This window comes from Pseudooceanicola lipolyticus (assembly GCF_002786325.1).
GTDB classification, from domain to species: Bacteria; Pseudomonadota; Alphaproteobacteria; order Rhodobacterales; family Rhodobacteraceae; genus Pseudooceanicola_C; species Pseudooceanicola_C lipolyticus.
Map to the genome: position 1 here is coordinate 1 of NZ_PGTB01000020.1, position 25070 is coordinate 25070.

The window sequence follows — 25070 nt, forward strand, 5'->3', positions numbered from 1 at the left end:
ACGGTTCCGGCGTCGGCGCGGCCAGCGGCGTCAGGATCTCGATGGCCCGTTCCTCCACCCCGTCGCCCGGCCAGCCCCGGTCGCGCTGGTCCAGCGCCGGGTCAAGCGCGGCGCAGACCGACAGGAAGGACAAGGCCGCATGGGGCCCGGCCAGGCTGAGCGCGACACCGCCGTGTTGCGACAGGCGCTCGACCGCCTCCCAGCTGTCGGGCCGCGCCTCGGTCAGGTCAGAACGCAGCGCCATGACCTGCGTCGCCGCGTCCAGCGGCAAGGCCCATTGCCGCCCCGCCATGGCATAGCTGGCATAGGCCGGCCCGATGGCGGCGGCGGCGATGCGGGACAGGTCCTCCGGGGCGAAGACCTGGTCCAGCGGCATCAGACAGCCCTGCGCCAACGCCTCGCCCAGATGCGGATGATCCAGCACCACCAGGTCATAGTCTGCACAGAGCGCCGCGATCGGTGCCGATTCAAACCCCTCCAGCGGCTGCACCTCCCAGTGCACCGGGCCATCCGCCGCCGCCAGCGCGGTATACCCGCGCGGATGGTTCCAGGTCAGACCGCGAAAGCTCATGCCGCGCCCCGCCCGATGGCCCCGGCCCCATCGAAGCCGGCGATCTCGTCCTCGGAAAACCCGGCGGCGCGCAGGATGTCGTCGGTATGTTCACCAGTCAGCGGCGCGCCCCGGCGCAGTTCCGACGGGCTGCGCGAAAAGCGGATCGGAAAGCCGGGGGTTTTCACCCGGCCCTCGGTCGGGTGGTCATATTCTAGGAAGGTGCCGTTATGGGCGATCTGCGGGTCGGCGACCAGGTCGGCATAGGTATAGACCGGCCCGGCCCAGATCCCCTCGGCCTCCAGCCGGGTCAGGCATTCGGCGGTGGAAAACCGCGCAATCGCCTCGCGCACCGCGGCAAAGGTGGCATCGCGGTCGTCCCAGCCGGCCGTCGTTTCATCCAGACCGGCCAGCGCCGGGGCCTCCAGCGCGCGGGCAAGCCCGGGAAACTGTGGCATCGCCAGCGCGATATAGCCGTCGCGGGTGGCAAAGGTGCCATAAGGCGCGCGAATATAGACATGGGCATGCGGTTCGGCGCTGCGCTCCTGCGGCTTGTGGCCGACGGTGAAGACCGACAGTTCCTGCATTTGCAAGGTGGTGATCGCGTCGAGCATGTTCACCTCGACCTTCTGCCCCTCGCCGCTGCGTTCGCGATGCAGCAGCGCCGCCAGCGCGCCTTCGAAGGCGGTATAGGCGGTGACCGCGTCCACCAGGTACTGCCCGGCGGCCTGCGGCGGCTCGCCCTTGCGCCCGGTCGACATCATCGCGCCGGACATCGCCTGCAACAGCAGGTCCTGCCCCGGCCTCTGGGCATGCGGACCATCCTCGCCATAGCCCGACATCGACACGTAGACGAGGCGCGGGTTGATTGCCGACAGCGTGTCGTAATCGACACCCAGCCGTCCGGCCACGCCGGCGCGGTAGTTCTGGATGAACACGTCGGCCTTGGCGACCAGCCGGCGGATGATCTCTTGCCCGCCCGGCGATTTCAGATCCACCGCCAGCGACCGCTTGTTGCGGTTCAGCGACAGGAAGGACACGTTGATCTTGTTGCCGGTGATGCCGCCGGCGGGCGCGTGGCGCTGCCATTCGCCGGCCACCGGTTCCACCTTGATGACATCGGCGCCCAGATCGCCCAGGCGCTGCGCCGCGAAGGGGCCTGCCATGGCGATGGAGCAGTCGAGCACGGTATAACCGTCGAGAATTCCCATTGTCTTCGTTCCAGTTCCTGCTGTCAGGTCATGTTCCAGCCGCCATCGACGGCAAGGTTCTGACCGGTAATAAATCCCGCCCCGTCGGAGGCGAGGAAAAGGATGGCGGCGGCGATGTCATGCGGCGTGCCGCGCCGCTTGACCGCCTGGTGATCCAGCACGAATTTGCGATAACCCTCCGGATCGGGATGGATCTTTTCCGCATCGGTGGGAAAGGCGCCGGGGGCGATGGCGTTGCAGGTGATGCCCCACTTGCCGAACTCCCGCGCCCAGGCGCGGGTCAACCCCAACAGCGAGCCCTTGGACTGGACATAGGGCGCCAGGTTTTCCCAGCCGCCGGTCAGGGTGATCGAGGTCACGTTGATGATCCGCCCCCAGCCCAAATCCCGCATCCCCGGCAGCGCCGCGCGGGTACAGATCAGCGCCGCCTCGACATTGACTTGATGCACCAGCCGCAGCTCTTCCATGGTGAAGGCTTCGAACGGTTTCGAAGGATAGATCGCCGCGTTGTTGATCAACACGTCCAGCGGCGCCTGCGCGGTGATCTCGGCCAACCCGACCTCCAGCGCCGGCTGGTCGGTCAGGTCCAGCTCCAGCAGGTGCAGCCGGTTCGCCGCGTCTTTCGGCGTATGCGCCAGCAGGCTCTGGTTTTTTGAATGGTCGCGGTCGAGGGCGAAGACCTCGGCCCCCGCCGCCAGCAGGTCAAGGGTGGTCTGGTGGCCCAGCCCGCCCGAGGCACCGGTATAAAGCACCCGCCGCCCGGCCAGCGCACCGCGGCCGGATGCGGCCTGCATCGGGGCCTCGCGGTTCATGACCGGCCTGCAATCGGCAGGAAGGTACCTGAGGGGGCTGGATAATCCGCCTCGGGCTGCGCCGCGATGGCGCCGATCCGCGCCTCGGCCGCGGCGATGGCCCCCGCATCGGGCAGCACCGTGAACGCGGTGTCATAGCGGCGTTCCTCGCCGTGTTTCAGCCGGATCAGCTCGCCCCGCTCGCGCGCCGCGCCATTGCCCAACACGTGGTTCGACGATGGCTCGATCCCAAGCGCATATTGCCCGGCTTGCAGGTTCTGCCATTCGTACATGCAGGGGAACTGGTCCTTCCGGGTGGTGACCATGAAACCCAGGCCCAGCCGATCATTGACCAACGCCACCGGCACGCGCCCGTCGGCATCGGTGGCCATCTCGTGCTGCCAGACCTGTTCGTGGAACCCCATCTGCGGTGCCGGCATGGTGCGATAGCCGACGCCCTGCCGCTCATACGCCTCGGCATGCGCGGCCCAGACCACGTCGCGGATCGGCCCAAGATAGCGCGCGCCTTCCTCCAGCACCGGATGACCGACATTGATGTGATAGCAGAACATGTGCGGCGTGTCGTAGAAACCGCGATTGACCACCCGATCCGACAGGCGGATCTCGTCGCTGCCGACCGCCACCTCGATCCGGCGGTGCAGCTCCAGATGCTCGCCGAACACCGTGCCCTGCGTCACCACGCCTTCGGCCCACAGCGTGCAGCTGTCGCCCTCCCAGGTCTCGCCATAGCCGGTCAGGCGCGCCGGGATGGTCCCGGCGCGGCCATGCAGCGAATGTTTCGCCGTTCTGCGCGGGCCATAGACATATTCCGGCGTTGCGCTTTCGGCCATGAACAGGATGTGATCCAGCCCGCAGGTGATCATCAGGCCGGAAAAGCTGCGCATCCAGCCCAGCCCGCCCTCGCCCTCGTAATCATGCAGGCCGGGATGGCGGAACCCGGCTGGCGAATGCCAGCCGATGGCCCGGCCGTTATGTTCGCAATCGGCGATATCCATCGCACGGTCGACCAGCACGGTAAACCGCAGACCCGACCCGCTGCGGAATTCCAGCATCCGGATGCCGCGCTCCAGCCCATCGCCCAGCGTCATCAGCCGCACGCCGGCCGCGTGACCCAGCGATCCGCTGAGGGCCTCGGCCTCTGCCCTGCTCAGGTTCTTGCCGTATAGCTTGACCATGACTTCTCCGTCCGCCGCCGGGCCAGGCCGGGGCGCCTTGTCTCGTTTTGTGCCTGATGGACGGGCCGGGGGAGTCCGGCCCGCCCGATGGGTCAGCAGCCGTTGGCGCGCATCTTGCCGTCGATGAATTTCTTGGCGCGCGGCACGTCGGCCTCGTCCAGGTGTTCGATGATCATCGGGATGTTCGGATGTTTCTTGGCCAGCCGCTGGAAATAGAGGTCGTAGTTCAGCTCGCCCAGACCCGGCGCCGGCAGTTCGATTTCGCCCACGCCGCGGAAGGTATGGCTTTCGGCGGCCGAGTCGTCGCCGATATCCGAATGCTTTTCGCCCTTGTCATCGCCCGAGCGCTTCACGTCCTTGGCATGGGCGATCTTGATCTTGTCGGACAGCGCGTCGAACACGTGGTTCAGAGTCTTGTCCATATCGTCGATGTTATGCGCCTCGAAATAGTTGGTCGGGTCCATCAGCAGGCCCAGGCCGGGATGATCGACCTCGGCGAACATGCGCAGCGTCTCTTCGACCGAGCCGACGACATTGTTGACATAGGTTTCCAGCAGGAACACCGCACCGTGGTCATAGGCATATTGCGACAGCTCGCGGATCACCTCGCGGCAATCGTCCCAGCCTTCCTCGGTCTTGTTCTTGGGGTGGTGCACCCAGTCGGACTCGGTGTCGAAGGTGCCGGTTTCCGAGATCACGTAGGGCGTGCCGAGATACTGCGCATGGGCGATCAGTTCCTTCAGCCGCGCCAGCCGCTCCTTGCGGGTGCCGGCATCGGGATGCACGATATTGGTATAGCCCGAGATACAGCAGACCGGCAGGTTGTGGTCGCGAAAGCTGTCGCGGATGGTGCGACACTTGTCCGGCGTCATCTGCCCGTCGGAAACGTCGATATCCTTGAAATGCAGGTCCAGCTGCACGGTGGTGAACCCGTGGCCCTGGATCACCTCGCAGGTCTTTTTCAGGTCATAGGGGAAATACCCCGAGAAAATGCCTGTGCTCATCATGATGAAAATCCTCCCTCAGTCTTTGGTCAGGTCCAGCCGGACAGTCCGGCCCTGTTCGATGGATTGGTAGGCGCCTTCGACCAGCGCCATGGTGCGGACGTTGTCGGCGACGTTCAGAACCGGCTCGGTGCCGGTGTCGATGGCGTATTGCAGCTGTTCCATCACGCCGATGAAGGCCTGCGGGAACCACATCGTGTCCCATTCCGGCGTCACCCATTTGCCGCCGGTCTCGTCGATGGAATTGTAAGACAGGGTCGAGGCCGCGCCGGTGGGCCAGCCGATGCTGCCCTTGGCCACGCCACGGGTGCCCTCGACCCGCCAGGTGATGTGCTGATCATCCTCGTACCCCGCTTCGCGCGGCCCCGACCAGACATCCTCGGTCGACAGGGCCAGCAGGCCCGAGGGGAAGCGTAGGGTGGTCACGACGATACCGTCGGAATGCTCGAAGGCGGTGCGCGGATCGGTGCGGGTTAAGCTGGTGACCTCCTCGGGATCGCCGAACAGGAACCGCAACGCGTCCAGATGATGCACGCTCATATTCGACAGCGTCAGCCGGTCATACCCCTCCAGAAACCCCTGCCAATGCGGGATCGCGTGCATGTCGATCTGGGCAAATATCGGGTCGCCCAGCGCCCCACGCTCCAGCAGCTGCTTCAGCACCTGCATCGACTGGTCATAGCGCATGTTCTGGTTCACGCTCAGCGGCTTGCCCGCCGCCTTGGCCGCGTCGCGCAGGCTGCGTGCCTCTTCCAGCGACAGCGCCAGCGGCTTCTGCGCCAGCACCGCCTTCACATGCGGGGCCGCCAGCGCCTTGCGGATCAGCGCCGGCTGCTGGTCGGGCGGATAGGCGATGTCGACAATCTCGACTTCGGGGTCATCGATCAACGCCTCGGGCGTGTCATGCACGCTGCCGATGTTCCAGCGCTCGGCCACCGCGCGGGCCTTGGCCGGGGTGCGCGATGCAATCGCCACCACCGGGAACCCGGCCTCGGCATAGGCGGCCAGGTGGCACTCGGCCATGATCATGCCGGCGCCGATGGCCCCGATCTTGTATTTGCGAACCCGGACCTCTGGGTCCGGCCGATAGGCGACGTCCTTCATGCTCTCCTCCCTCTCCCCGTCTTACTGTGCCGCGAGTGCGGCGCCGCCGGCATCGAAAAAATGCGCCCGGCCGGGATCAACCGTCAGGCCTACCATTTCTCCGGCAGTGAATTTCGGCTGGCCGCGCAGGGTCGCGCGCAGCGGGGTGCCCTGCAGCTCCAGCGCCAGCGTGGTAAAGCCGCCCAGCGGCTCGACCTCGGTGATCCGCGCGGCCGCGCCCGGCGCCACCCGCAGGTTTTCCGGCCGCACGCCCAGGGTCTCGGCGCGCTGCGGCCCGCCCTCCACCTGCATCTGCCGCGCCAGCGCCATCGGCACCACGTTCATCGCCGGGGCGCCCAGCATTCCCGCCACGTAGGTGGAATTGGGATGGCGATACAGCTCTTCCGGGGTGCCGGTCTGGCGCACGCGGCCGTTTTCGAACACCGCCATGCCGTCGGCAACCGACATCGCCTCTTCCTGGTCGTGGGTCACGTAAACCAGCGTCTTGCCCATCTCCTGCTGGATCCTGCGCAGTTCTACCCGCGTTTCTTCGCGCAGCCGTGCGTCCAGCGCGCTGATCGGGTCGTCCATCAGATAGGCCACCGGATCGCGCACCAGGGCGCGGGCGATGGCAACGCGCTGACGCTCGCCGCCCGACAGCTGCGCCGGCGGCTTGTGCAGGATATGCCCGATATGCAGCTTGGCTGCGGCATCGCCGACCCGCGCCTCGATCTGTTTCGGGTCCATCCGTCGCTCGACCAAGGGAAAGCGCACGTTCTGCAACGCGGTCATATGCGGGAACAATGCCAGGTTCTGGAACACCATCGCCACGTTGCGCTTGGCCGGCGGCACAAGCGTCACCGGCCGCCCGTCGATCAGGATCTCGCCCGCATCGGGCTGTTCCAGCCCCAGGATCAGCTTCAGGATCGTCGACTTACCCGACAGCGGCGGCCCGAACAGGCAGAAAAAGGCATTGTCGCGGATGTCGAGGCTGACATCGTCCAGCGCCAGCACATCACCGAACCGCTTGGACACGTTGCGGAAGGAAATCGAAGCCATCACAGCGCCCTTTCGGTCTTGGGATCGAACAGGCGCACCGCGTCGGCAGGCACCGAAAACCGCAGTTCCGCGCCCTGCGCGGGCGTTTCCGCCTCGCTGTCCAACACCGCCTTGGCCAAATGGTCGCCGGCCGCGAGGTGCAGGATGGTCCGCGCGCCGATGCGCTCGACCGTGGTCACGGTCATCTGCATCGGCCCCTGCGGATCGGGCTGCACCTGTTCCGGGCGGAACCCGAACAGCACCTCGCCACCCTGCCCGCTGCGCAGCGGGCAGCGGCCGGCCGCGCCAAGGTCGACCGCCACCCCGGTATCGGCGCCGATCACCCGTCCGCGCAGCAGGTTCATTCCCGGCGCGCCGATGAAACGCGCGACAAAGGTGTCGGCGGGGTGATTATAGACCTCCAGCGGCGTGCCCACCTGCAACAGCTTGCCATGGTCCATCACCGCGATGCGGTCGGCCATCGTCATCGCCTCCAGCTGGTCATGGGTGACATAGACCATGGTCTGCCGGAACTGGCGCTGCAGCGCCTTCAGCTCGGAGCGCATAACCGCCCGGAACGCGGCATCGACATTCGACAGCGGCTCGTCCAGCAGGAAAATCGCCGGTTCCACCACCGCCGACCGGCCGATCGCCAGCCGTTGCAGGATGTTGACCGACAGCCCCGCCGCCCTGCGCTCCAGCATCGGGGTCAGTTGCAACAGCTCGGCAATCTCGCCCACCCGGCGCCTGGTCTCGGCGGCCGTCACACCCTGCGATTTCAGACCGTAGGCCAGATTCTCGCGCACCGTCATATGGGTGAAGATCGCGTAATTCTGGAACACGAAGCCGACACCGCGCTTGGCCATCGGCACGCCGTTCATGTTGCGCCCGTCAAAACGGATCTCGCCATGGGTCGGCGCCAGCATCCCTGCAATCATGTTCATCGTGGTCGACTTGCCGCAGCCCGAGGGCCCCAGCAGCGCGACGAATTCGCCGGTGCCGATGGTCAGGTCCATATCGGCAAGCGCGGTGAAATCGCCGAATGCCTTGCCCAGGTTCTGCATCACGATCTCGGTCATCACGCGCTCCTCAGTTTCTTGATGGCCAGCGCCGAGACCACGGAGAGCACGATCAGGATGGCCAGCGCGATGGCCGCGACATAGCCCCAGATCAGTTCCTGTTGGGTGACCTTGTAGATGTAGATCGAGATGGTTTCGGTCGCGACGCCGGGGCCGCCGCCGGTCATGATGTAGAAATTGTCGAAGACCTTGAAATTCTCGATCACCCGGATTGCCAGCGCGATGATGATGATCGTCTTCATCCGCGGCAGCACGATGGTCCAGAACCGGCGCCACCACGAGGCGCCCAGCAGCACGGCGGCCATCTGCTGATCCTGCGGCACCGAGACCATGCCGGCCAGCAGGATTAGGAACATCAGCGGCGTCCACTGCCAGATGTCCGACACGATGGTGGCAAACAGCGCCAGGTCGGGATCGGACAGCCAGGCGATGGTCACCGGGCGGCCCGCGAACATCGACAGGATGTCGTTCACCGGTCCGCCGGACTGGAACAGCATGAAGAACATGTATCCGGCCACCGCGGGCACCACCATCATCGGCACCAGGATGGTGGAATACAGCACCCGCTTGCCGCGGAAATCATCGACAAAAAGAATGGCGAGTCCGAGGCCCAGCAAGAATTGCACCGGCACGCACACCACCATCACGATGCAGGTGCGCCACAGCGCCGACCAGAACCGCGGGTCGGTGGCCAGGTCGGTATAGTTCAGCAGGCCGATCCACAGCTCGTAGGCGCGGTACCAGGGGATCCCGTCCAGCGGCGACCAGTCGGTCAGCGAGATGTAGATCTGCATCAGGATCGGGAACAGCGCGATGAACAGGACCAGCAGCTGCGCGGGAAGGGTCAGCCAGAGACCCAGCCGCTTTTCCTCGTGGCCCTCCTGCATCGGCATCGCCGGGGCGTCGGGCGCGTCCATGTGATGGGTGGTCATGTCGGTCATTCCTTGAGCGCTCCGAAGGTTAGGCCGCGCACCAGCTGTTTCTGGATCGCGATGCCCATGATCACCGGCGGCACCGCGGCAATCAGGCCCAGCGCCGCCTTGGCGCCGTAAAGCTGCCCTGTCATCGACGAGCTGAGCGAGGCCATGTAGACCGGCACGGTGATCCAATCGCGCGTCGTCAGCAGCAGCGCGATCAGGTAGTCCGACCAGTTCAGGATAAAGACGAACAGCGCGGAAGAGGCGAGCGCCGGGCGCATCATCGGCAGGGTGATCTTGAGAAACACCCGCCAGCGCGAACAGCCTTCGACCAGCGCGGCATCCTCGATCTCTTTCGGCATGTCGTCGAAAAAGGTCTTCATCAGCCAGAAACTGAACGGCATGGTGACAATGCCATAGATCAGCGCCAGACCGTACCAGGTGTCGATCAGGCCCAGAAACGACCACATGATCATCACCGGGATCATCACCGCCATCGGCGGAAAGATCCGCAGCTGGATCAGCGCCAGCGGCAGGTTGCCGCCCGCCCCGAACCGCGACAGGCCATAGGCGGCGGCGGTGCCGGCGGTCATCGCGATCAGCGTGCCGAAACTGGCCGCCAGCAGCGAGGCCAGGATCGGCCGCCCGGCGGTGCGTTCCAGCGCCACGATCAGGTCCGATCCGGACTGGCCGAAGATAAACCGGAAATTGTCCAGCGTCGGGTTTTTCGGCCACCAGGTCAGGTCGGCGCCCGAGGCCTGCCATTCGGCAATCGGCTTGAATGCCATCGAGATCATCCAGATCGTCGGCACAAGCGACAGCGCCAGAAACGCGAAGATCGCGGCATAGCGGAAAATTTCGAAAGAGAGCGAACGTTGCATCGGGCCAGTCATCTACGAAGGGTCAGTCGCAGGGCCGCCTATGGGGCGGCCCCGCAGGGGAGGATCAGCTTGCCACCGGGTCCATCACCGTGGGCCAGGCCGCCTTGTTGGACTTGATCGCATCCAGCAGCTTGTCCTCGCCGACGCGGCGGGCAATGCGCTGCCATTGGCGTTCGGTATTGGCCATCGCCTGTTCCGCCGACATGCCGCCGGTCAGCGCCGCCATCAGGTTTTCGTCCAGCGCGTTGTGGAAGGCGGTGGCGCCGGGATAGTTGATCGTCGGCACCGTGCGCTTCACGCTCTCGCGGACCACGTCCATGTGGTAGTCATGATAGGTTTCGCGCACCAGCGGATCAGCGAAGTTCGACAGCTGGAACGGGTCGAAATAGCCGCCCGGATTGGCCGTCATCCAGGAATAGATGCGCGACGATCCCAGCCATTGCAGCAGCAGATAGGCCGCCTCGGGATGTTCCGACTGCGACGACACGCAGGCGGTCAGGTTCAACCACAGCACGGTGCGCGACGCGATGCCATCGTCATGTTGGCGCCCCGGCGGCAGGTGGCTGCCCACCTTGCCGGTGACCTTGGAGCCTTCGTTCGCCGGGTTGTCGAGGAATTTGGGCAGGTTCGAAAAGGCACAGGTCATCGCCGCGCCGCCATTGCCGAAATTGCCGTATTGCTCGGGCCAGCCCCAGCTGATCGCGTCGGGCGAATGGTGCGACAGGCTGTCGATATATTCCTGCGTCGCGGCCCAGCCGGCCTCGGTATTGATCAGCGCGGTGCCGTCATCGGCGAACAGGAACTGGTTCGGCGATCCCATCGACACATAGCGCTGGTACCAGTTGGTATAGCCCCAGCCCTGGTTGCGCAGATCGGTCGAGCCGAACAGCCCCTGGTCCGGCCGGTGGAAGAACGCCGCGATCTCGTCATGCTGCCTCCAGGTTTTCGGCGGCGCCAGGTCGTAGCCGTATTGGTCGGCAAAGGCCTGCTGTTCGGTCGGGTCGTTGAACAGGTCGCTGCGGTGGTTCCAGGTCTGGAAATCGCCGTCCAGCGACACGCCATAAACCGCGCCGCGATAGGCGTTCAGCAGCGACACGCCCTGATCGCCATTGACATAGCCGCGCTCCGGGTCGTCCCATTGCGGCTGGTGCTGAGCCACGAAATCATCCAGCGCCACGATGCCGCCGGTTTCCGCCAGATCGCCCAGACGGTTCCATTCCACCGCGTAGATGTCAAAGCCGCCCGCCTTGGTCGAGACGTCCTGCATGACCTTGGTGAATTCCTGCCCGTTCGGCACCCCGACAATATCCAGCACGATGCCGGTTTCCTGCTCCCACAGTTCCTTGACCGAGGGCGCGCCCTCCGGGAACGGCTGGGTGATCTGCCCGATGGACCCGTCCGACAGGCCCAGCACGATCCGCGCCGGCGCCTTGCCGGCCGCCTTCAGCGCCTTGGCCGCCTCGATCGCCCGCCCCTCGGGGGTGTCGGGCCCGTATTGATAGCGCTCGGCCCCGGCAAAGCCGGTCGGGCCACCGATCATGCCATCGGCCAGCCCCCCGGCGGCGCGAGCGCGGTCAGCGCGCAGGACCAGCGGCGAGGACAGCGCGACAAGCGCGGTTGTCTGGGCGGCAGCCGTCAGCAGGCGGCGCCGCGAAAATCGCGGTTGATTGTTCATATTTCCCTCCCTGGTCGCGCCCCCCGGACGCACCTTTCCAATGAGGTCCACCATCCTCCGCCGCCCGCGCAACGACAATCATCAATAGCCATCAATTCCCATCATTATCGCCCATTTGCGGTGAGATGAGCCGCTGAATGAGGCGATAATCGCAGTTTCCAGAGATAAATGATTGCATCACATCACCAAAATGAGGTGAAATGATGATCACTTCGACTCGCGAAAGGCTCATATGCGCACCACAGTCTCTCAAATCGCCCGCGAGGCCGGCGTCTCTCCAGCCACGGTCGACCGGGTGCTGAATGACCGCGACGGCGTGCGCCCGCGCACCCGCGAGATCGTGCTGCAGGTGGCGCGCAAGCTGGGTTATTTCGGCCCGCAGGAGGCCGGCGACAATGCCATCAAGGTGCGGCTGGACTTCATCCTGCCCGCAGGCAGCAATTCCTTCATCCGCACCCTGCGCAAGAACCTGCTGGAAGAAAGCCTGGCGCGCGACGACGTCGCCGCCACCATCCACGAGATCGAAGGGTTCGATCCCGACCGGCTCTCCGCCAAGCTGGGTGATTTGCGCGGCCGCACCGATGCGGTCGGCCTGGTGGCGCTGGATCATCCGCAGGTGCGCGAGGCGATCAACGACCTGGCGAAATCCGGCGTGCGGATCGGCACGCTGGTGTCAGACATCCCCACTGTCGACAAGGTCGGCTATGTCGGGGTCGACAACCGCGCCGCCGGGCGGCTGGCCGGCCTGCTGCTGGGCCGGTTCCTGCCGCCGGGACAGCACAAGGTCGCCGTGTTCATCGGCTCGCTTGCCTATCGCGGCCACGAGGAACGCGAGATGGGGTTCCGCTCGATCCTCAGCGAGGAGTTTCCCGAGATGCGCATCGCCGGCACCGCCGAGGTCAGCGACGACCGCGACCGCGCCTATCAGGAAACCATGCGCTTTCTCGACCGCGGCGACATCACCGGCATCTACAATATCGGGTCGGGCAATCAGGGCATCGCCCGCGCCCTGCGCGAGGCGCGCATGGAACGGCAAATGGTGTTCATCGGCCATGACCTGACCGACGCCACCCGGCTGATGCTGCTGGATCGCACCATGGATGCGGTGATCGACCAAAACCCGCGGGTCGAGGCACGCGAAATCGTTCGCCTGCTGGCCTCCTCGGTCAAGGGATCGATGGAACCGGAATACCTGCCCCGTCTGCAGGTGGTGTTCAAAGAGAATATTCCGATCCAGTAGGCAGGGCGGTTACGCCGACAGCGCGCGCTTCAGCACCGCGGGCTCTGCATCAAGCCCGTTCCCGGCTTCGGATTGCGGCAACCGCACGGTGAACACCGTGCCCTTTCCCGGTTTCGAGTCAAAGCTGAGGCTGCCCATGTGATGATCGACAATCGACTTCACAATGCTCATGCCCAGGCCCGAACCGCTGCGGACCGAATCGTAACTTTCCGCCGCGCGGGTAAAGCGGTCGAACAGATAGGGCTGGAATTCCTCCGGAATGCCCTTGCCCCGATCACGAACCCAGAACCCGTCCAGCTCTTTGGTCAGACCCAGAGACACCACGCCCTGGGCCGGCGACGCCTTGATTGCGTTCGAGATCAGGTTGGTCAGAACCTGCACGATCTGCCCGCTGTCGCCCATCACCCGGGCCAGCTCCGGGCTGTGGCACAGTTTCAGGTTCACCGCGTGTTCCTCGGCAAAATCCCGCATGCCCGTCGCGGCCTGGTCCAGCAATCCGTTCAGGTTGATTGCCCTGGCCTGTGTATTCGGCTTGGTTTGCGACAGGCTTTCAACGTCGAGAATATCGTCGATCAGCGTCTGCAGCCGGCGTGCATTGGCCGTCGCCGCGGTCAGCCATTTGGCGGTTTTTTCGGGATCGCCCGCGCCCTTCATCTCAAGCAGCTTGAGCGAGCTCAGGATCGACGCCACCGGTGCGCGCAACTCGTGGCTGACCGTGGCAAACAGCTGGGATCGCCGCTGTTCGGCTGCGCCCGCCGCGGGTTTTTCCTGCACCACGCCAAGATAGCCCAGGAAATCGCCCTGCTCGGAAAACAGCGGCTCCGCGGTGGTCTTGCCGACAAAGCTTTCGCCGGACTTGCGGCGATAGTGCAGGTCGACTCCATCGATCTTTTCGTGGCGGGCCTCGGTATAGGTCTGGGTGCGGTCTTCGTAATCGCCCATGTCGTGATACAGCGCCGAAACCTGGCGCCCGATCAGTTCCGACGCGGCATAACCGAAAGTCCGTTCGGCGGCCGGGTTCGCCGATTGGATGCGGCGTTCGGCATCCAGCGTCACCACCGGGTCCGGCACCGATTGCAGCGCGGCCTTCAAGATCGTCGACTGGCGGAACAGCTGGTCATGCTCCTGCTGTTTCTGCCATTCGCTGGCAAACCAGAAGCCGATGAATCGGATCATCTCGATCTCTTCGCGGCGGAAGGGGCGGCGCGCTTCGGGGCTGGAGAAATTCACCGTGCCAAAGGTCTGCCCGCCGATCTTGATCGGGACGCCGATATAACTTTCGAGTCCGAACTCCAGATAGCAGGGATGCGTGGCGATCTCGGACGTTCCGGCGGCGTGGAAATGTTTGACCTCATCCGCCAGCAAGGTGTGCACGCAATAAGTGCCATTCAGGTCAAAACGTGTCCCCGGTGCCGGCGCCCAATCCGGCCCGCTGCTGAACAGCACCTCGTACTTGCCATCGTTGATGCGGCTGACGATGCCCATCGAGGCGCCCAGCGCGCTGCGCCCCAGGCGCAGCAGGCTATCGACCTTTTCGGAAAAGGACAGGTTGGGGCTGACCGCCAGAAGATAAAGCTCGCGCAGCGTTTCGTCGCACTTGGCCGCCTTCTTCCGCTTCGACATCCTTTCGCGAAGATTGGTCAACATACTCAAGCCTTTCCCGGTATTCCTGGCCACCCCACCGCGGCACAGTCCTGCGAGGGGTGGCACAGCTTTACGGCCAGAATGTGGAGGTATCCGAGCCCGGCGAAGTATACTTTGCTCGCATGCGGAGAGTAACGAAATCTCTCCGCAACCCTGGATTTAACCAACGCGAAACAGCTGGCGAAAACCCGCACCTGCACTGTCTGATCCGGGCCAGCCTAGCCGATCACGTTGAACTCCGGCCCATAGGGATAGGCGGTGATATTTTCGGCGCCGGTTTCGGTGACAATCAGGATGTCATGCTCGCGATACCCTCCCGCGCCGGGCTGCCCCTGCGGGATGGTCAGCATCGGCTCCATCGAGATCACCATGCCCGGTTCCAGCACCGTGTCGATATCCTCGCGCAGTTCCAACCCCGCCTCGCGCCCGTAATAATGCGACAGCACCCCGAAGGAATGACCATAGCCAAATGTGCGATACTGCAGCAGGTCGCGTTCGGCCAGAAAGACGTTGATCTTCTCCGTCACCTCGGCACAGCTTGCCCCCGGTTTCAGCAGGCTCATCCCGTATTCATGGGTGGCGACATTCGCCTGCCAGATGGCAAGCGCCTCGGACTTGGGTTCACCCAGGAACAAGGTCCGCTCCAGCGCGGTGTAATAGCCCGAGATCATCGGGAAGGTGTTCAGCGACAGGATATCGCCGCGCCGCAGTTCTCGGCCCGTCACCGGGTTATGCGCGCCATCGGTGTTCAGCCCCGACTGGAACCAGACCCAGGTATCGCGATATTCGGCCTCGGGGAAACGGCGGGCGATCTCGGTTTCCATCGCGTCGCGCCCAGCCATCGCCACGTCGATCTCGCGCACGCCTTCGCGAATTGCCTCGCGGATGGCATAGCCGCCCAGATCCGCCACCCGCGCGCCTTCGCGGATCAGGGCGATCTCGGCCGCCGATTTGCGCATCCGCTGCATCATGGTCAGCGCGCTTAGGTCCACGGCGTGGCGCGGCTCCAAGAAGGTCAGCATCTTGCCATGCTGCACAAGCGTCAGGTGGTCGGCCTCGTATCCCAGCACCGCGCCGCGTCCGGCAACCGAAGCCACCGCGCGCCAGAAATTGTCGCGCGCCCAGTCGGTATAGGTGATGTTGTCGCCATGGCAGCGCCGCCAGGGCTGGCCGGCATCGATGCCGGCACTGACCGTCACCGCATCCGTCGCCGTCACAACCAGCCCATAGGGCCGGCCAAAGGCGCAATACAGAAAGCCCGAGTAATAGGCGATGTTGTGCATCGAGGTGAACAGCGCGGCAGTGACGCCCTCGGCCGACATCCGGGCGCGCAGGCCGGCAAGGCGCGCCTCGTATTCTTCCGGCAGAAACGGCAACGTGGCCTTGTCGCCATTGTGAAAGCGATAAAATTCAGGGCGTGCGGTCATCGCGACCCTCCTTTTCAGAAAGGTCCCGGCGTGCAGGACGGGGAAATCGGGCCGCCGGTTGCCCGGCGCGGCGACGCCATCGCCCTGCCCGCCTCACATCTTCCGAAAATTCAGCGCCAGCGCAAGCGTTTCGGCTTATCGCAGGCCGCGACTGCGCGCCTCGTCCAGCAGACGCGCGTACAGGTCGTCCGACGCCACGTGGCCCAGGCCGAAGGCCCCGGTGCCATTGCCGCCGGGTGTCGCGGCCTGCACCGCGCCGGAGGATGTCGGCACCGGCCCCGCCGTCGGCGTGGCCACGGTGTCAAACCGCACTTCGGGGGGGCCGAGATAGTCGACAACACCGATGGTCGGCATCGGCAGGATCACCGGCTGGTCCCCGGCAACGGCCGGACTGGCGACAAGCGCGGCAAGCGCCAGGGCAAAGACGGGTTTCATCGGTCTCTCCTCGATCTCCAGGCCATCAGCGGCGGCCAATGGGCTTTGCAAGGGTCAGCGCCAGCAACAGGCGGCGGCCCGATACCGCACCGGTCATATCACCGATGCCAACGGAAATCTGCAGGTTTTTGTCAGGATCGGGCCAGATCATCGCCCCGGCGATCGCCTCATCGCCATACCACCCCAGGCTCAACCCGACTCGGTGGCTCAACCCGATGCCCGCCCCGGCAAAGACACCGGGGGCGGTGCTCCGGTCCGACACGCCGCTGCCCCAGCCAGCGCTCAGCATCACCGGGCGCCCGAATAGTCCATCGGCGGGCCGGATGCCGGACAGCGCCACGCTCCAGTTGCGGTCCAGCACGCGGGAATCACCCCAGGTCGCCAGATTCTGCACCTCCAGTGCCGCCGCCCCCTGCCAGCCAGGGCCAAGGCGCAGTGCCCTGCTGAACTGCAGGCTCAGCTTGCCGGATTCGCCGAAATGATGCGGCGTGACCGAGGTCAGGTCCAGCACCGGGGTCACCGCCACGCCCCGCCGCGCATCGCCCAGGCCGATGCCCAGCACAACCGAGGCGTCCCAATCGCCGATCTGCGCCCGATCCCGCCGGTTGGTGACGGCGCCCGAGACAAAGCCCAGACCGCGCGGCGCCCCGAAGCCCGATGGAATGCCGAACACCCCCACCCGCTGCGGCAGCCCCCGCCGTGCCGCCTCGTAGCGGTTCAGCAGCTCCAGCAATTCGGCATCGCTCAGCGTCGTGGGGTCGAGATCGACCAGGTTCTGCGCATTCGGCCCGCGCGGCACCGATTGCGCCAACACCGGCAGCGCCAGCAGGCACAGCACCACCGCGGATAGCAGCCGCAACCGGTCAGCCCCCGCCGGTCAGCACGGCCATCAGGTCGCTGTCTGGATCGGCCAGCCCGTCGATCACGTCGAAATGATGCCGGCCCGCCACCACCGTCCGGCCACAGCTCCAGGCCTTGGCCAACCAGGCGGCCTGGTCCAGGAAGGCGGGACGCTCGTCGCCGCCCACCCAGACGGTCACCGGTGTCGCCGGCGCCGGCTGGAACACCGGGCTTTCCGCCTCGGCCTCCGCTTCGGTCAGGCGCAGATCGGCATTCATCGAGGTTTTCAACAGGGGCCGCAGGTCGGCCAAGGGCGAGATCGGCACCACCTGGGCCAGCCGGATCGTGCACTCCGGGGGCAACATTCCCGGCGCCAGCATCCGTGCAACCAGATGTCCCCCGGCGGAATGGCCGGTCAGCGCCAGCGGCCCCGCGACCCGCCCCGCCGCCGCCTGCACCGCGCCGGCGATCTGCCGGGTGATGCCGGAAATCCGGATCGACGGGCACAGATCATAAGACGGCAGCGCCGCCGCCCAGCCGCGCGCCACGGCGCCGGCGGCGAAATGCGACCAGGTCGACTTGTCAAAGTTCAGCCAATAGCCGCCATGCACAAACACCATCAGCCCCCGCGCCGTGCCCTCGGGCAGGAACAGGTCGAACCGTTCGCGCGCGCCGGGCCCATAGGCCAGGTCCAGCTGCGCCCGTCCCGCCGCCGACAGCTGGTCGCGAAACACCCGCGCCGCGGTGTCCCATCGATCGGGATAGCTGTCCGCCCCGGCGATATAGGCGCCATTGGCATAGGCATCGTCCAGTTCCATTTCCGTCCTTCCGGTTGATCTGGACAAAACCTGCCCCAAATGGTTTCGGTGGGCGAGACCAAATTTCATCAATACCGCGGGAGGCCATCATGCTGGACGCCACGACCGATCTCAAATCCCTGTTGAACGACCCCACGCTGCTGGAAAGCCGCGCCTATGTGAACGGCGCCTGGACCGATGGCAGCGACGGCACCTTCGATGTCACCAACCCGGCGCGCGGCGATGTGATCGCCCAGGTCGCCGACCTGTCGCGCGCGCAAGTGGCCGAAGCGATCGACGCCGCCTATGCCGCGCAAAAAGAGTGGGCGGCGCTGACCGGCAAGGAACGGGCGAACCTGCTGCGCAAGTGGTTCGACCTGATGACCGAAAACGCCGAGGACCTGGGCATCATCCTGACCGCCGAACAGGGCAAACCCAAATCCGAGGCAGTGGGCGAGATCCATTACGGCGCCTCCTTCGTCGAGTTCTTCGCCGAAGAGGCCAAGCGGGTCTATGGCGAAACCATCCCCGGCCACCAGCGCGACAAGCGCATCACCGTGATCAAGCAGCCCATCGGCGTTGCGGCCTCGATCACGCCGTGGAACTTCCCCAATGCGATGATCACCCGCAAGGCGGCGCCGGCGCTGGCGGCCGGCTGCGCCTTTGTCGCGCGGCCCGCGAAGGAAACCCCGCTGTCGGCCATCGTTCTGGCGGTGCTGGCCGAACGCGCCGGCATTCCTGCCGGCGTGTTCAACGTGGTGACGTCCAGCTCCGCCTCGGCCACCGGCAAGGAATTCTGCGAGAACCCCAAGGTGCGCAAGCTCACCTTCACCGGTTCAACCGAGGTTGGCCGCATCCTGCTGCGCCAGGCCGCCGACCAGGTGATGAAATGTTCGATGGAACTGGGCGGCAACGCGCCGTTCATCGTCTTTGACGATGCCGATCTCGACGCCGCGGTCGAAGGCGCGATGCTGTGCAAATTCCGCAACAACGGCCAGACCTGCGTCTGCGCCAACCGGATCTACGTGCAGGCCGGCGTGTATGACGCGTTCGCCGCCAAGCTGGCCGAAGCGGTGGCCAAGCTGAATGTCGGCGACGGGCTCAGCGACGGCGTTACCACCGGGCCGCTGATCAACGAAGACGCGGTCGAGAAGGTGGAAGAGCATCTGAACGACGTCACGTCCCATGGCGGCGCCATCCTGACCGGCGGGCAGCGCCATGCCCTGGGCGGCACCTTCTTCGAACCCACCATCGTCACCGGCGTGACCCAGGACATGATGGTGGCGCAGGACGAAACCTTTGGCCCGCTGGCCCCGCTGTTCAAGTTCGAGAGCGATGAAGAGGTGATCGAGATGGCCAATGACACCATCTTCGGGCTCGCCTCCTATTTCTACGCCAAGGATCTCAGCCGGGTCTACCGCGTGGCCGAGGCGCTGGAATACGGGATGGTCGGCATCAATACCGGCATCATCTCGACCGAATTGGCCCCCTTCGGCGGCGTCAAGCAATCGGGCCTGGGCCGCGAAGGATCGCATCACGGGATCGAGGAATTCCTCGAGATGAAATATCTCTGCATGTCGGTCTGACCGGCCCAGCGTATTTCCCGGCGCCTGCCCCGCGCAGGAGCCCCCGGCCGCCGGACCACCCTTGCCGCGGACGCGCTGCACTGCGATATGTGAACCAAACACATCCCCGGCGCCCGCGCGCCCCAGCACGAGGAGACCGAAATGCTCAAGGGACTTGGCGGCCTTGGCGATATGGCCAAGATGATGAAGGCCGCACAGGAAATGCAGACCAAGATGGCGCAGATGCAAGAGGACATGGCCAACCTCACCGTGACCGGCGAAAGCGGCGCGGGGCTGGTCAAGGCGGTCTGCACCTGCAAGGGCGAGCTGAAGTCGCTGGAAATCGACCCGTCGATCTTCAACAGCGACGACAAGGAAGTGGTCGAGGATCTGATCCTCGCCGCGATCAAGGACGCCCAAAGCAAGGCCAGCGAAAAGGCGCAGGCGGAAATGAGCAAGCTGACCGAGGGCATGGGCCTGCCCAAGGACATGAAGCTGCCGTTCTGAGCCGGATCCGGGAGGTCCCAGGGCAGGCCCGGGACCGCGGCCCGCAGCCGGGCCGCCGCAGTTCCGGAACCCGATCGGCTACCTCTCCGCGCAAATGAGCTCCAACCGCGACATCGACAATCTGATCGAGCTGATGGCCAAGCTGCCCGGCCTCGGCCCCCGTTCGGCCCGGCGCGCGGTGCTGCACCTGATCCGCAAACGCGCGCTGTTGCTGACGCCGCTGGCCGACTCGATACAGCGGGTGGCGGAAACCGCCCGCGAATGCCTGAACTGCGGCAATGTCGGCACCAGCGATATCTGCGATATCTGCAGCGCCGAAAAACGCGCCACCGGAGAGCTCTGCGTGGTCGAGGATGTTGCCGACCTCTGGGCGATGGAACGATCGGGGGTGTTCAAAGGCCGCTATCACGTGCTGGGCGGCACGCTGTCGGCGCTGGACGCGGTGGGCCCGGACGAGCTGCGCATCCCGCGCCTGATCGACCGGGTCGAAACCGAGGCAATCACCGAGGTGATCCTGGCGCTGAACGCCACCGTCGACGGGCTGACCACCGCCCATTACATCGCCGACCAGCTGGGCGGGCGGGTGCGGCTGACCTCGCTGGCCCAGGGCGTGCCGATCGGCGGCGAGTTGGACTATCTCGACGACGGCACCATCAGCGCCGCGATGCGCGCCCGCAAGGACGTGTGAACCACGGCGCGACCGCTCAGGCCCGCACCGGGCGCGCCTGTCTTTCCAGCCGGACGGCCCCCGGCAACACATATCCTTTTCTTTGCACGTGCCTTTTGCGACACTTGGCGTGAAATATGCCGCCCGCCTGATGTAAATCTTTGTAACATTGCCTATATGGGCAGCAAGTCATTGAAAGAGGGAGCGTTTGATGGCCGATTTTGACGCGATGGTTCGTGAATCACAGGAAAAGGTCGCCAAAAGCCAGGCCGAGATCAAGGCGATGACCAGCCGGATCGAGGCCGCCCGCGCCAAGATCGAGGCGGGCGAGGACGCGGCCATCGATATCGAGAATGCAACGCTGGATGACGTGCACGCCCATACCGAGGTGATGACCGCCAATATCGCCGAGCTGATCATGGGGCTGGACGATGTGACCGCCGGATTCTCCAAGGATTTCGACGAGATGCGCAACAAGACCGGCTGGGAAAGCTTTGTCGGCATCTTCTCCAAGGCCAAGTCCGACTCGATGCGGCAGGAACGCATGCGCACCGCCAATATCGACGACAAGCTGCAGGACCTGATCTCGAAATCCGATGTCATCGTCAAGCTGCTGCAGGAGCAACTGGCGATGCTGGAAACCCAGAAAACCCAGGTCGGCGACAACCTGTCGTCCACCCTGGACGAACGCGAGATGACGGTGGGCGAGTTGGAGGCCCTGCGCGCCGATATCCTGGCGATGGATCCCAAGATCATCGAGCTGGAGAACAAGATCAGCGTCGAACAGGACGCCGCCGCGCGCACCAAGCTGGAAACCGACCTGGCCGCGCTGAACGCGAAGTACAACGAGATGGTGCAGCAGGAACAGGTCAAGCTGGCCAAGTCGCAGACGCTGGAACGCTATATCGAAAAGGGCAAGAGCTGGGTCGATTCACTGCAGAACCAGGCGGCGACGCAGATGGTGCTGATCAACAAGCTGCAGACCGACACGCAGCAGCGCGTGGTGCTGTATGATGCGCTGTCGAAATCGCTGAAAACCGCCCAGCAGCAGGACGTGGCGCACCGGATCAACGAGATCGGCGTCAAGACCGACCAGGAGGCGCAGACCGCCATGGCCGCCATCGGCACCGCCACCAACCAGAAGATGGCCGACATGCTGGAAGCCCACGAGGATCACATGGTCTTCGCCCGCAAGGTGCTGGAACAGAAGGCCAAGGCCGACGAACGCTTTGCCCGCCGGTTCCAGGCGATTGTCGATAAGCACGACAAGAACCTGTACGGGGCTTGAGTGCAGATGCATCCCGGTTCCACAGCCGCGTTCAGTCAGCGGCTGGGAGAAGATGAATGACCACCACCGCCGAAGATGACCGCGCCGGCCTGAGCGACACCTTCGCCTCGCGGCGTTATTTCCGCAAGTTCGAGGCGATCACCGGCCATCTCGGCCGCGTCGCCGGCGTGCTGGAGGCCGAGGGCGCGCTGGACAAGACCGAGGTCAGGGTGCTGACCCGCTATGTGCAGATGCTGACCTTCACCTTTCGCGCGCTCAGCATGAAATACCTCATGGTTGGCCGCGACACAGGGCGGTTTTTCGGCTCGCTGCTGATCGACACCCGCGACAGCGGCTTTCCGGTGGCGACCGAGCTGATGACCATGGCCAATGACGCCCAGCAAGCCGAAAGCCACCTGGCCAACATGCCCTCGGAGGCGCGGCTGAAGGATGACATGGTGCGCACCATCGTCAGCGACCGGCAAATCCCTACCAAGCTGCAATTCGCGCTGTCGCAGCGGCTGTATTACCAGGAACTGCTGAAAGGCGGGCTGTTCTGGTGTCGCAACGATCCCGATTGCCAGTGGCTGGGCAATCTCGGCGAAAACCGGCGCCGTTTCCTGCTGCATTGGGCGGCCTATGACAGCCAGACCAACCTGCCGGTGATCTACCTGATGGAAGTCGAGGATTCCGGCCGCACCGCCCTGCCCAAGGACGAACGCCGCTGGCCCGAGGCGCAGGCGCATCTGACCGCGCAGGCGCTGGGCGGGCTCAAGCTGTTGACCATCGCCAAGGGTTTTGACGAGGATTTCGACGACCTGCACCCGAAACGCCTGCGCCGCTTCCATATCGGGCCGATGTATTCCCATGCCTATACGCGCCAGGCCGGGCCGCTGCGCCAGGTACTGGAAGACGCCGCCGCGCCCGAAGGCCAAGACTGGGCGCTGGCCTGGACCCAGGAAGATCTGCACAGCGAACGGGTGGTCGAGGAACGCGCTGGCTGGTTCGGCAAGGTTGAACGCGAGGTGTTTGCCCTCGATCCGTTTGCCGGGCGCGGCGCCGAAACCGGCGCCTCGCTGACGGAACGCGCGATCATCCTGCCGCAGCGGCCGTTCCAGGTGCTGGCCGAGCAGAACCCGCCGGGCTTTGCCAGCGTGCGGAAATTTGTCGTCGGTGATGGCGGCCGCGTGCTCAGGTACTGAGCCCGCGGCCGGTGTCGCCGGGTGGAAGACGCAGGAAAGATAAAGGGAGGACCCGCGCCAGATGAGCCTGACATCCGACCAGATGGAACTCCGCGAGGCGGATATCCGCGCCCATTACCCGGCCGCCGCGGCGATGCTGGACGGGTTCGACCATACCCCGCGCATCGCCAAACCGGGCGAACCTGCCGCGGCCCCCGAACGCTCTCCGGGCATCGGCAGCCGCCGCCGTTTTCGCTCCACCACCCCCGGCCTGGTCACGCGCTCGACCGCGCGGCCCGAGGGCGTGCACCTGCTGGAACGGATCGCCGCCGCCGATGACGGCGACATCATCACCTCGCCAAGCCAGGCGGTGGTGATGACCGCGCTGCGCCGGGCGCTGGCGATCGCGCTGGCCCTCGGCGACAGCTTCGCCGACGCCACGCCGCTGGCCGAGCTGAAACGCGCCAATCTCGCCGGCAGCCTGCCGGCCGCGCGCAAGACCGAGTTTTCGGAACTGCTGGCCTCCGAGGCGCTGATCGCGCTGCATGTTTTTGGCAACGCGCTGGCCTATCTGCTGTCGCCCCATGCCGGCGAGGTTGCGGTCGAGGTCGGCGAGGCGCAGGAGGTGCTGACCGACAATGGCCAGCTGGCGCTGCACGGCGCGCTGTGGGAACTGGACCAGATGTTCGCCCGCCACGCCGCCGACGATGCCCGGCTGCTGGCCACCGCCAGCGCCTATGCCGAACAGCTGATGGAAAAATCTGCCCTGCGCGCCCAGTCGGCGCCGCATCTGGGCCCGTTCACCGGCGCCGCCTGGCGGGTCGAGGCCGATGACCTGACGATCCGCGGCTTCACCCCGGCCTCCAAGGCCAGGTCCACCACGCTGACCATGACCTTCAAGCAGCCCAACGAAGTGGTCGGCAACCATATCGCCAAATACCAGGCGATGAAGCTGGCCAAGATGCTGATGGCCTATGATTTCGACCGCAAGCTGAACCCCTTTGCCGAGCTTGGCGGCTTCATCTTCACCTTCATGGGCGATGGCAAGCCGGGCACCGGCAAGACCACCCTGATCCAGATGATGGCGGGGCTGATCGACGGCTATTGCCGCAATGCCGGCTATCCCTTCCGCTATCAGAACCTCAGCACCGAGAATATCGACAGCTATCAGGGCAAGTCGGGCCAGAACGCCAAGGCCTTCATCAACACGATCATCGACCCTTCGGTGATCGGCTTCGGCACCATTGACGATATCGACCAATTGGCCGGCAAGCGCGGCGACCGCCAGTCCAGCGCCGGCCAGCTGGAAATCACCGCGGTGCTGATGGAAAGCTTTGCCGGCGCCAATACCGTGGTGCGCGGCAACTGCACCTTCGGCATGTTCTCGAACTATCCCGAAAACGTCGACGACGCCCTGCGCCAGCGCGCCGGCGCGCGGTTCCTGGTCGACGGGCCGCAGACCCGCGAGGATTACATCGACATCCTGCATCTGCTGATGGGTAAGAACCACGCCATTCCGCTGGGCGATCACGACGCCTATGCCGCGCAGGAGATCAAGCGCGCCGTCGCCGCATCGTTCGAAGCACACGCGCGCCCGCATGAGGAAGGGTTGCTGAACGTCTTCGACCGGGTACAGGCGCAGATTGGCGAGTTGGACACCATCGCCAAGATGGGCACCTATCTGAAGGCGATCCAGCAGGCGGACGACCGCTTTACCGGCCGGGCGATCAAGAACATCACCGACGCCGTGAAGGTCCGGGCGATGGATTTCGAACTGCCCGATGAATGGATGGAAGAGCCGGACCTGTTCCTGTTCAAACCTTACGACGAGAAAAAGGCGATGATCGCAGAGTTGCGGGTGCCGATCACCGCCGAGATGGTGATCCAGGAGATCAACCGCTATGCCGATAGCGAATTCCGCTATGCCGACAAATCCGACGAGGCCGCGATCGAGGCATTGGTGCGCGAGTTCGGCCGGCAGGAAGCGGCGAAGAAGCGGTATCTGGAGGGCAAGGAGTGAGACCCCTGCAACCGATCCACGACACATCGATGCCCCGCTGTCCCGGCCCCCGCGC

Annotated in this window: 22 protein-coding genes and 1 pseudogene; 7 read left to right on the forward strand and 16 right to left on the reverse strand. The window is 65.1% G+C overall.

The window, feature by feature from the left end; translation table 11 throughout:
• From CVM52_RS08175 to CVM52_RS08225, 11 genes and pseudogenes are all read right to left on the reverse strand, one after another.
• Positions 1-571: pseudogene (locus CVM52_RS08175) on the reverse strand (carbohydrate ABC transporter substrate-binding protein); the annotation flags it as partial.
• The gene (locus CVM52_RS08180) at positions 568-1761 is read right to left on the reverse strand and encodes a CaiB/BaiF CoA transferase family protein (protein ID WP_100162021.1); all 1194 of its coding nucleotides are present in this window, start codon (positions 1759-1761) and stop codon (positions 568-570) included. The gene CVM52_RS08180 and the pseudogene CVM52_RS08175, both read right to left, overlap by 4 nt.
• A 23-nt stretch (positions 1762-1784) precedes the next feature.
• Positions 1785-2573, reverse strand: a complete 789-nt coding sequence (locus CVM52_RS08185; RefSeq protein WP_100162022.1) for an SDR family NAD(P)-dependent oxidoreductase — start codon at positions 2571-2573, stop codon at positions 1785-1787.
• Positions 2570-3748, reverse strand: a complete 1179-nt coding sequence (locus CVM52_RS08190; protein WP_100162023.1) for an aldose 1-epimerase family protein — start codon at positions 3746-3748, stop codon at positions 2570-2572. Before CVM52_RS08190 ends, CVM52_RS08185 begins: the two co-directional genes overlap by 4 nt.
• A gap of 92 nt (positions 3749-3840) precedes the next feature.
• Positions 3841-4752, reverse strand: a complete 912-nt coding sequence (locus tag CVM52_RS08195; protein WP_240620903.1) for a sugar phosphate isomerase/epimerase family protein — start codon at positions 4750-4752, stop codon at positions 3841-3843.
• Positions 4753-4770: 18 nt separating this feature from the next.
• Positions 4771-5856: a Gfo/Idh/MocA family protein gene (locus CVM52_RS08200; RefSeq protein ID WP_100162025.1), complete on the reverse strand. Its 1086-nt coding sequence runs from the start codon at positions 5854-5856 to the stop codon at positions 4771-4773.
• Positions 5857-5877: 21 nt separating this feature from the next.
• The gene (locus CVM52_RS08205; RefSeq protein WP_100162026.1) at positions 5878-6894 is read right to left on the reverse strand and encodes an ABC transporter ATP-binding protein; all 1017 of its coding nucleotides are present in this window, start codon (positions 6892-6894) and stop codon (positions 5878-5880) included.
• The gene (locus CVM52_RS08210; protein ID WP_100162027.1) at positions 6894-7952 is read right to left on the reverse strand and encodes an ABC transporter ATP-binding protein; all 1059 of its coding nucleotides are present in this window, start codon (positions 7950-7952) and stop codon (positions 6894-6896) included. The genes CVM52_RS08205 and CVM52_RS08210 overlap by 1 nt, the downstream gene beginning before the upstream one ends.
• Positions 7952-8893, reverse strand: a complete 942-nt coding sequence (locus tag CVM52_RS08215; RefSeq protein ID WP_100162028.1) for a carbohydrate ABC transporter permease — start codon at positions 8891-8893, stop codon at positions 7952-7954. The genes CVM52_RS08210 and CVM52_RS08215 overlap by 1 nt, the downstream gene beginning before the upstream one ends.
• Entirely contained in the window at positions 8890-9750 is an 861-nt protein-coding gene (locus tag CVM52_RS08220; RefSeq protein WP_100162029.1) for a carbohydrate ABC transporter permease, read from the reverse strand. Before CVM52_RS08220 ends, CVM52_RS08215 begins: the two co-directional genes overlap by 4 nt.
• 64 nt (positions 9751-9814) lie before the next feature.
• Positions 9815-11425 (reverse strand): extracellular solute-binding protein, encoded by a 1611-nt coding sequence (locus tag CVM52_RS08225; protein ID WP_100162061.1) that lies wholly within the window; start codon positions 11423-11425, stop codon positions 9815-9817.
• A gap of 232 nt (positions 11426-11657) precedes the next feature.
• Between CVM52_RS08225 and CVM52_RS08230 the strand changes: the two genes are divergently transcribed.
• Positions 11658-12665: a LacI family DNA-binding transcriptional regulator gene (locus tag CVM52_RS08230; RefSeq protein WP_100162030.1), complete on the forward strand. Its 1008-nt coding sequence runs from the start codon at positions 11658-11660 to the stop codon at positions 12663-12665.
• A 9-nt stretch (positions 12666-12674) separates the two neighbouring features.
• On the opposite strand, the gene CVM52_RS08235 is transcribed toward CVM52_RS08230, so the two are convergent.
• From CVM52_RS08235 to CVM52_RS08255, 5 genes are all read right to left on the reverse strand, one after another.
• On the reverse strand, positions 12675-14312 hold the full coding sequence (locus CVM52_RS08235; protein WP_100162031.1) for a GAF domain-containing sensor histidine kinase: 1638 nt from the start codon (positions 14310-14312) through the stop codon (positions 12675-12677).
• 215 nt (positions 14313-14527) lie between these two features.
• The gene (locus tag CVM52_RS08240) at positions 14528-15736 is read right to left on the reverse strand and encodes an aminopeptidase P family protein (RefSeq protein WP_100162032.1); all 1209 of its coding nucleotides are present in this window, start codon (positions 15734-15736) and stop codon (positions 14528-14530) included.
• Positions 15737-15871: 135 nt separating this feature from the next.
• Positions 15872-16171, reverse strand: a complete 300-nt coding sequence (locus CVM52_RS08245; RefSeq protein ID WP_133119813.1) for a hypothetical protein — start codon at positions 16169-16171, stop codon at positions 15872-15874.
• Positions 16172-16196: 25 nt separating this feature from the next.
• Complete coding sequence (locus CVM52_RS08250) at positions 16197-17030, reverse strand: hypothetical protein (RefSeq protein WP_100162034.1); 834 nt, start codon at positions 17028-17030, stop codon at positions 16197-16199.
• Positions 17031-17034: 4 nt separating this feature from the next.
• Positions 17035-17829: a hormone-sensitive lipase gene (locus tag CVM52_RS08255; RefSeq protein ID WP_100162035.1), complete on the reverse strand. Its 795-nt coding sequence runs from the start codon at positions 17827-17829 to the stop codon at positions 17035-17037.
• An 89-nt stretch (positions 17830-17918) separates the two neighbouring features.
• On the opposite strand from CVM52_RS08255, the gene CVM52_RS08260 reads away from it, so the two are divergent.
• The 6 genes from CVM52_RS08260 to CVM52_RS08285 all read left to right on the forward strand — a co-directional run bounded on the left by CVM52_RS08260 (position 17919) and on the right by CVM52_RS08285 (position 25015).
• Complete coding sequence (locus CVM52_RS08260) at positions 17919-19394, forward strand: NAD-dependent succinate-semialdehyde dehydrogenase (protein WP_100162036.1); 1476 nt, start codon at positions 17919-17921, stop codon at positions 19392-19394.
• Between the two features lie 141 nt (positions 19395-19535).
• A complete protein-coding gene (locus CVM52_RS08265; RefSeq protein ID WP_100162037.1) occupies positions 19536-19880 on the forward strand; it encodes a YbaB/EbfC family nucleoid-associated protein in 345 nt (114 codons plus the stop codon).
• Positions 19881-19974: 94 nt separating this feature from the next.
• Positions 19975-20568 (forward strand): recombination mediator RecR, encoded by a 594-nt coding sequence (gene recR, locus CVM52_RS08270; protein WP_100162038.1) that lies wholly within the window; start codon positions 19975-19977, stop codon positions 20566-20568.
• A 190-nt stretch (positions 20569-20758) separates the two neighbouring features.
• Entirely contained in the window at positions 20759-21835 is a 1077-nt protein-coding gene (locus CVM52_RS08275) for a coiled-coil domain-containing protein (protein ID WP_100162039.1), read from the forward strand.
• Between the two features lie 56 nt (positions 21836-21891).
• The gene (locus tag CVM52_RS08280) at positions 21892-23016 is read left to right on the forward strand and encodes a hypothetical protein (protein WP_100162040.1); all 1125 of its coding nucleotides are present in this window, start codon (positions 21892-21894) and stop codon (positions 23014-23016) included.
• A gap of 61 nt (positions 23017-23077) precedes the next feature.
• Positions 23078-25015 (forward strand): AAA family ATPase, encoded by a 1938-nt coding sequence (locus CVM52_RS08285; protein ID WP_100162041.1) that lies wholly within the window; start codon positions 23078-23080, stop codon positions 25013-25015.
• Positions 25016-25070 lie beyond the last annotated feature (55 nt).

Excerpts from the sequence above, each read along its gene's own strand:
- CVM52_RS08280 (WP_100162040.1), top strand. The coding sequence starts at position 21,892 with ATGACCACCACCGCCGAAGATGACCGCGCCGGCCTGAGCGACACCTTC.
- CVM52_RS08245 (WP_133119813.1), bottom strand. The coding sequence starts at position 16,171 with ATGAAACCCGTCTTTGCCCTGGCGCTTGCCGCGCTTGTCGCCAGTCCG.
- CVM52_RS08195 (WP_240620903.1), bottom strand. The coding sequence starts at position 4,752 with ATGAGCACAGGCATTTTCTCGGGGTATTTCCCCTATGACCTGAAAAAG.
- CVM52_RS08255 (WP_100162035.1), bottom strand. The coding sequence starts at position 17,829 with ATGGAACTGGACGATGCCTATGCCAATGGCGCCTATATCGCCGGGGCG.
- recR (WP_100162038.1), top strand. The coding sequence starts at position 19,975 with ATGAGCTCCAACCGCGACATCGACAATCTGATCGAGCTGATGGCCAAG.
- CVM52_RS08240 (WP_100162032.1), bottom strand. The coding sequence starts at position 15,736 with ATGACCGCACGCCCTGAATTTTATCGCTTTCACAATGGCGACAAGGCC.
- CVM52_RS08205 (WP_100162026.1), bottom strand. The coding sequence starts at position 6,894 with ATGGCTTCGATTTCCTTCCGCAACGTGTCCAAGCGGTTCGGTGATGTG.
- CVM52_RS08180 (WP_100162021.1), bottom strand. The coding sequence starts at position 1,761 with ATGGGAATTCTCGACGGTTATACCGTGCTCGACTGCTCCATCGCCATG.
- CVM52_RS08185 (WP_100162022.1), bottom strand. The coding sequence starts at position 2,573 with ATGAACCGCGAGGCCCCGATGCAGGCCGCATCCGGCCGCGGTGCGCTG.
- CVM52_RS08210 (WP_100162027.1), bottom strand. The coding sequence starts at position 7,952 with ATGACCGAGATCGTGATGCAGAACCTGGGCAAGGCATTCGGCGATTTC.
- CVM52_RS08200 (WP_100162025.1), bottom strand. The coding sequence starts at position 5,856 with ATGAAGGACGTCGCCTATCGGCCGGACCCAGAGGTCCGGGTTCGCAAA.
- CVM52_RS08230 (WP_100162030.1), top strand. The coding sequence starts at position 11,658 with ATGCGCACCACAGTCTCTCAAATCGCCCGCGAGGCCGGCGTCTCTCCA.
- CVM52_RS08265 (WP_100162037.1), top strand. The coding sequence starts at position 19,536 with ATGCTCAAGGGACTTGGCGGCCTTGGCGATATGGCCAAGATGATGAAG.
- CVM52_RS08215 (WP_100162028.1), bottom strand. The coding sequence starts at position 8,893 with ATGACCGACATGACCACCCATCACATGGACGCGCCCGACGCCCCGGCG.
- CVM52_RS08225 (WP_100162061.1), bottom strand. The coding sequence starts at position 11,425 with ATGAACAATCAACCGCGATTTTCGCGGCGCCGCCTGCTGACGGCTGCC.
- CVM52_RS08220 (WP_100162029.1), bottom strand. The coding sequence starts at position 9,750 with ATGCAACGTTCGCTCTCTTTCGAAATTTTCCGCTATGCCGCGATCTTC.
- CVM52_RS08190 (WP_100162023.1), bottom strand. The coding sequence starts at position 3,748 with ATGGTCAAGCTATACGGCAAGAACCTGAGCAGGGCAGAGGCCGAGGCC.
- CVM52_RS08275 (WP_100162039.1), top strand. The coding sequence starts at position 20,759 with ATGGCCGATTTTGACGCGATGGTTCGTGAATCACAGGAAAAGGTCGCC.
- CVM52_RS08260 (WP_100162036.1), top strand. The coding sequence starts at position 17,919 with ATGCTGGACGCCACGACCGATCTCAAATCCCTGTTGAACGACCCCACG.
- CVM52_RS08235 (WP_100162031.1), bottom strand. The coding sequence starts at position 14,312 with ATGTTGACCAATCTTCGCGAAAGGATGTCGAAGCGGAAGAAGGCGGCC.
- CVM52_RS08285 (WP_100162041.1), top strand. The coding sequence starts at position 23,078 with ATGAGCCTGACATCCGACCAGATGGAACTCCGCGAGGCGGATATCCGC.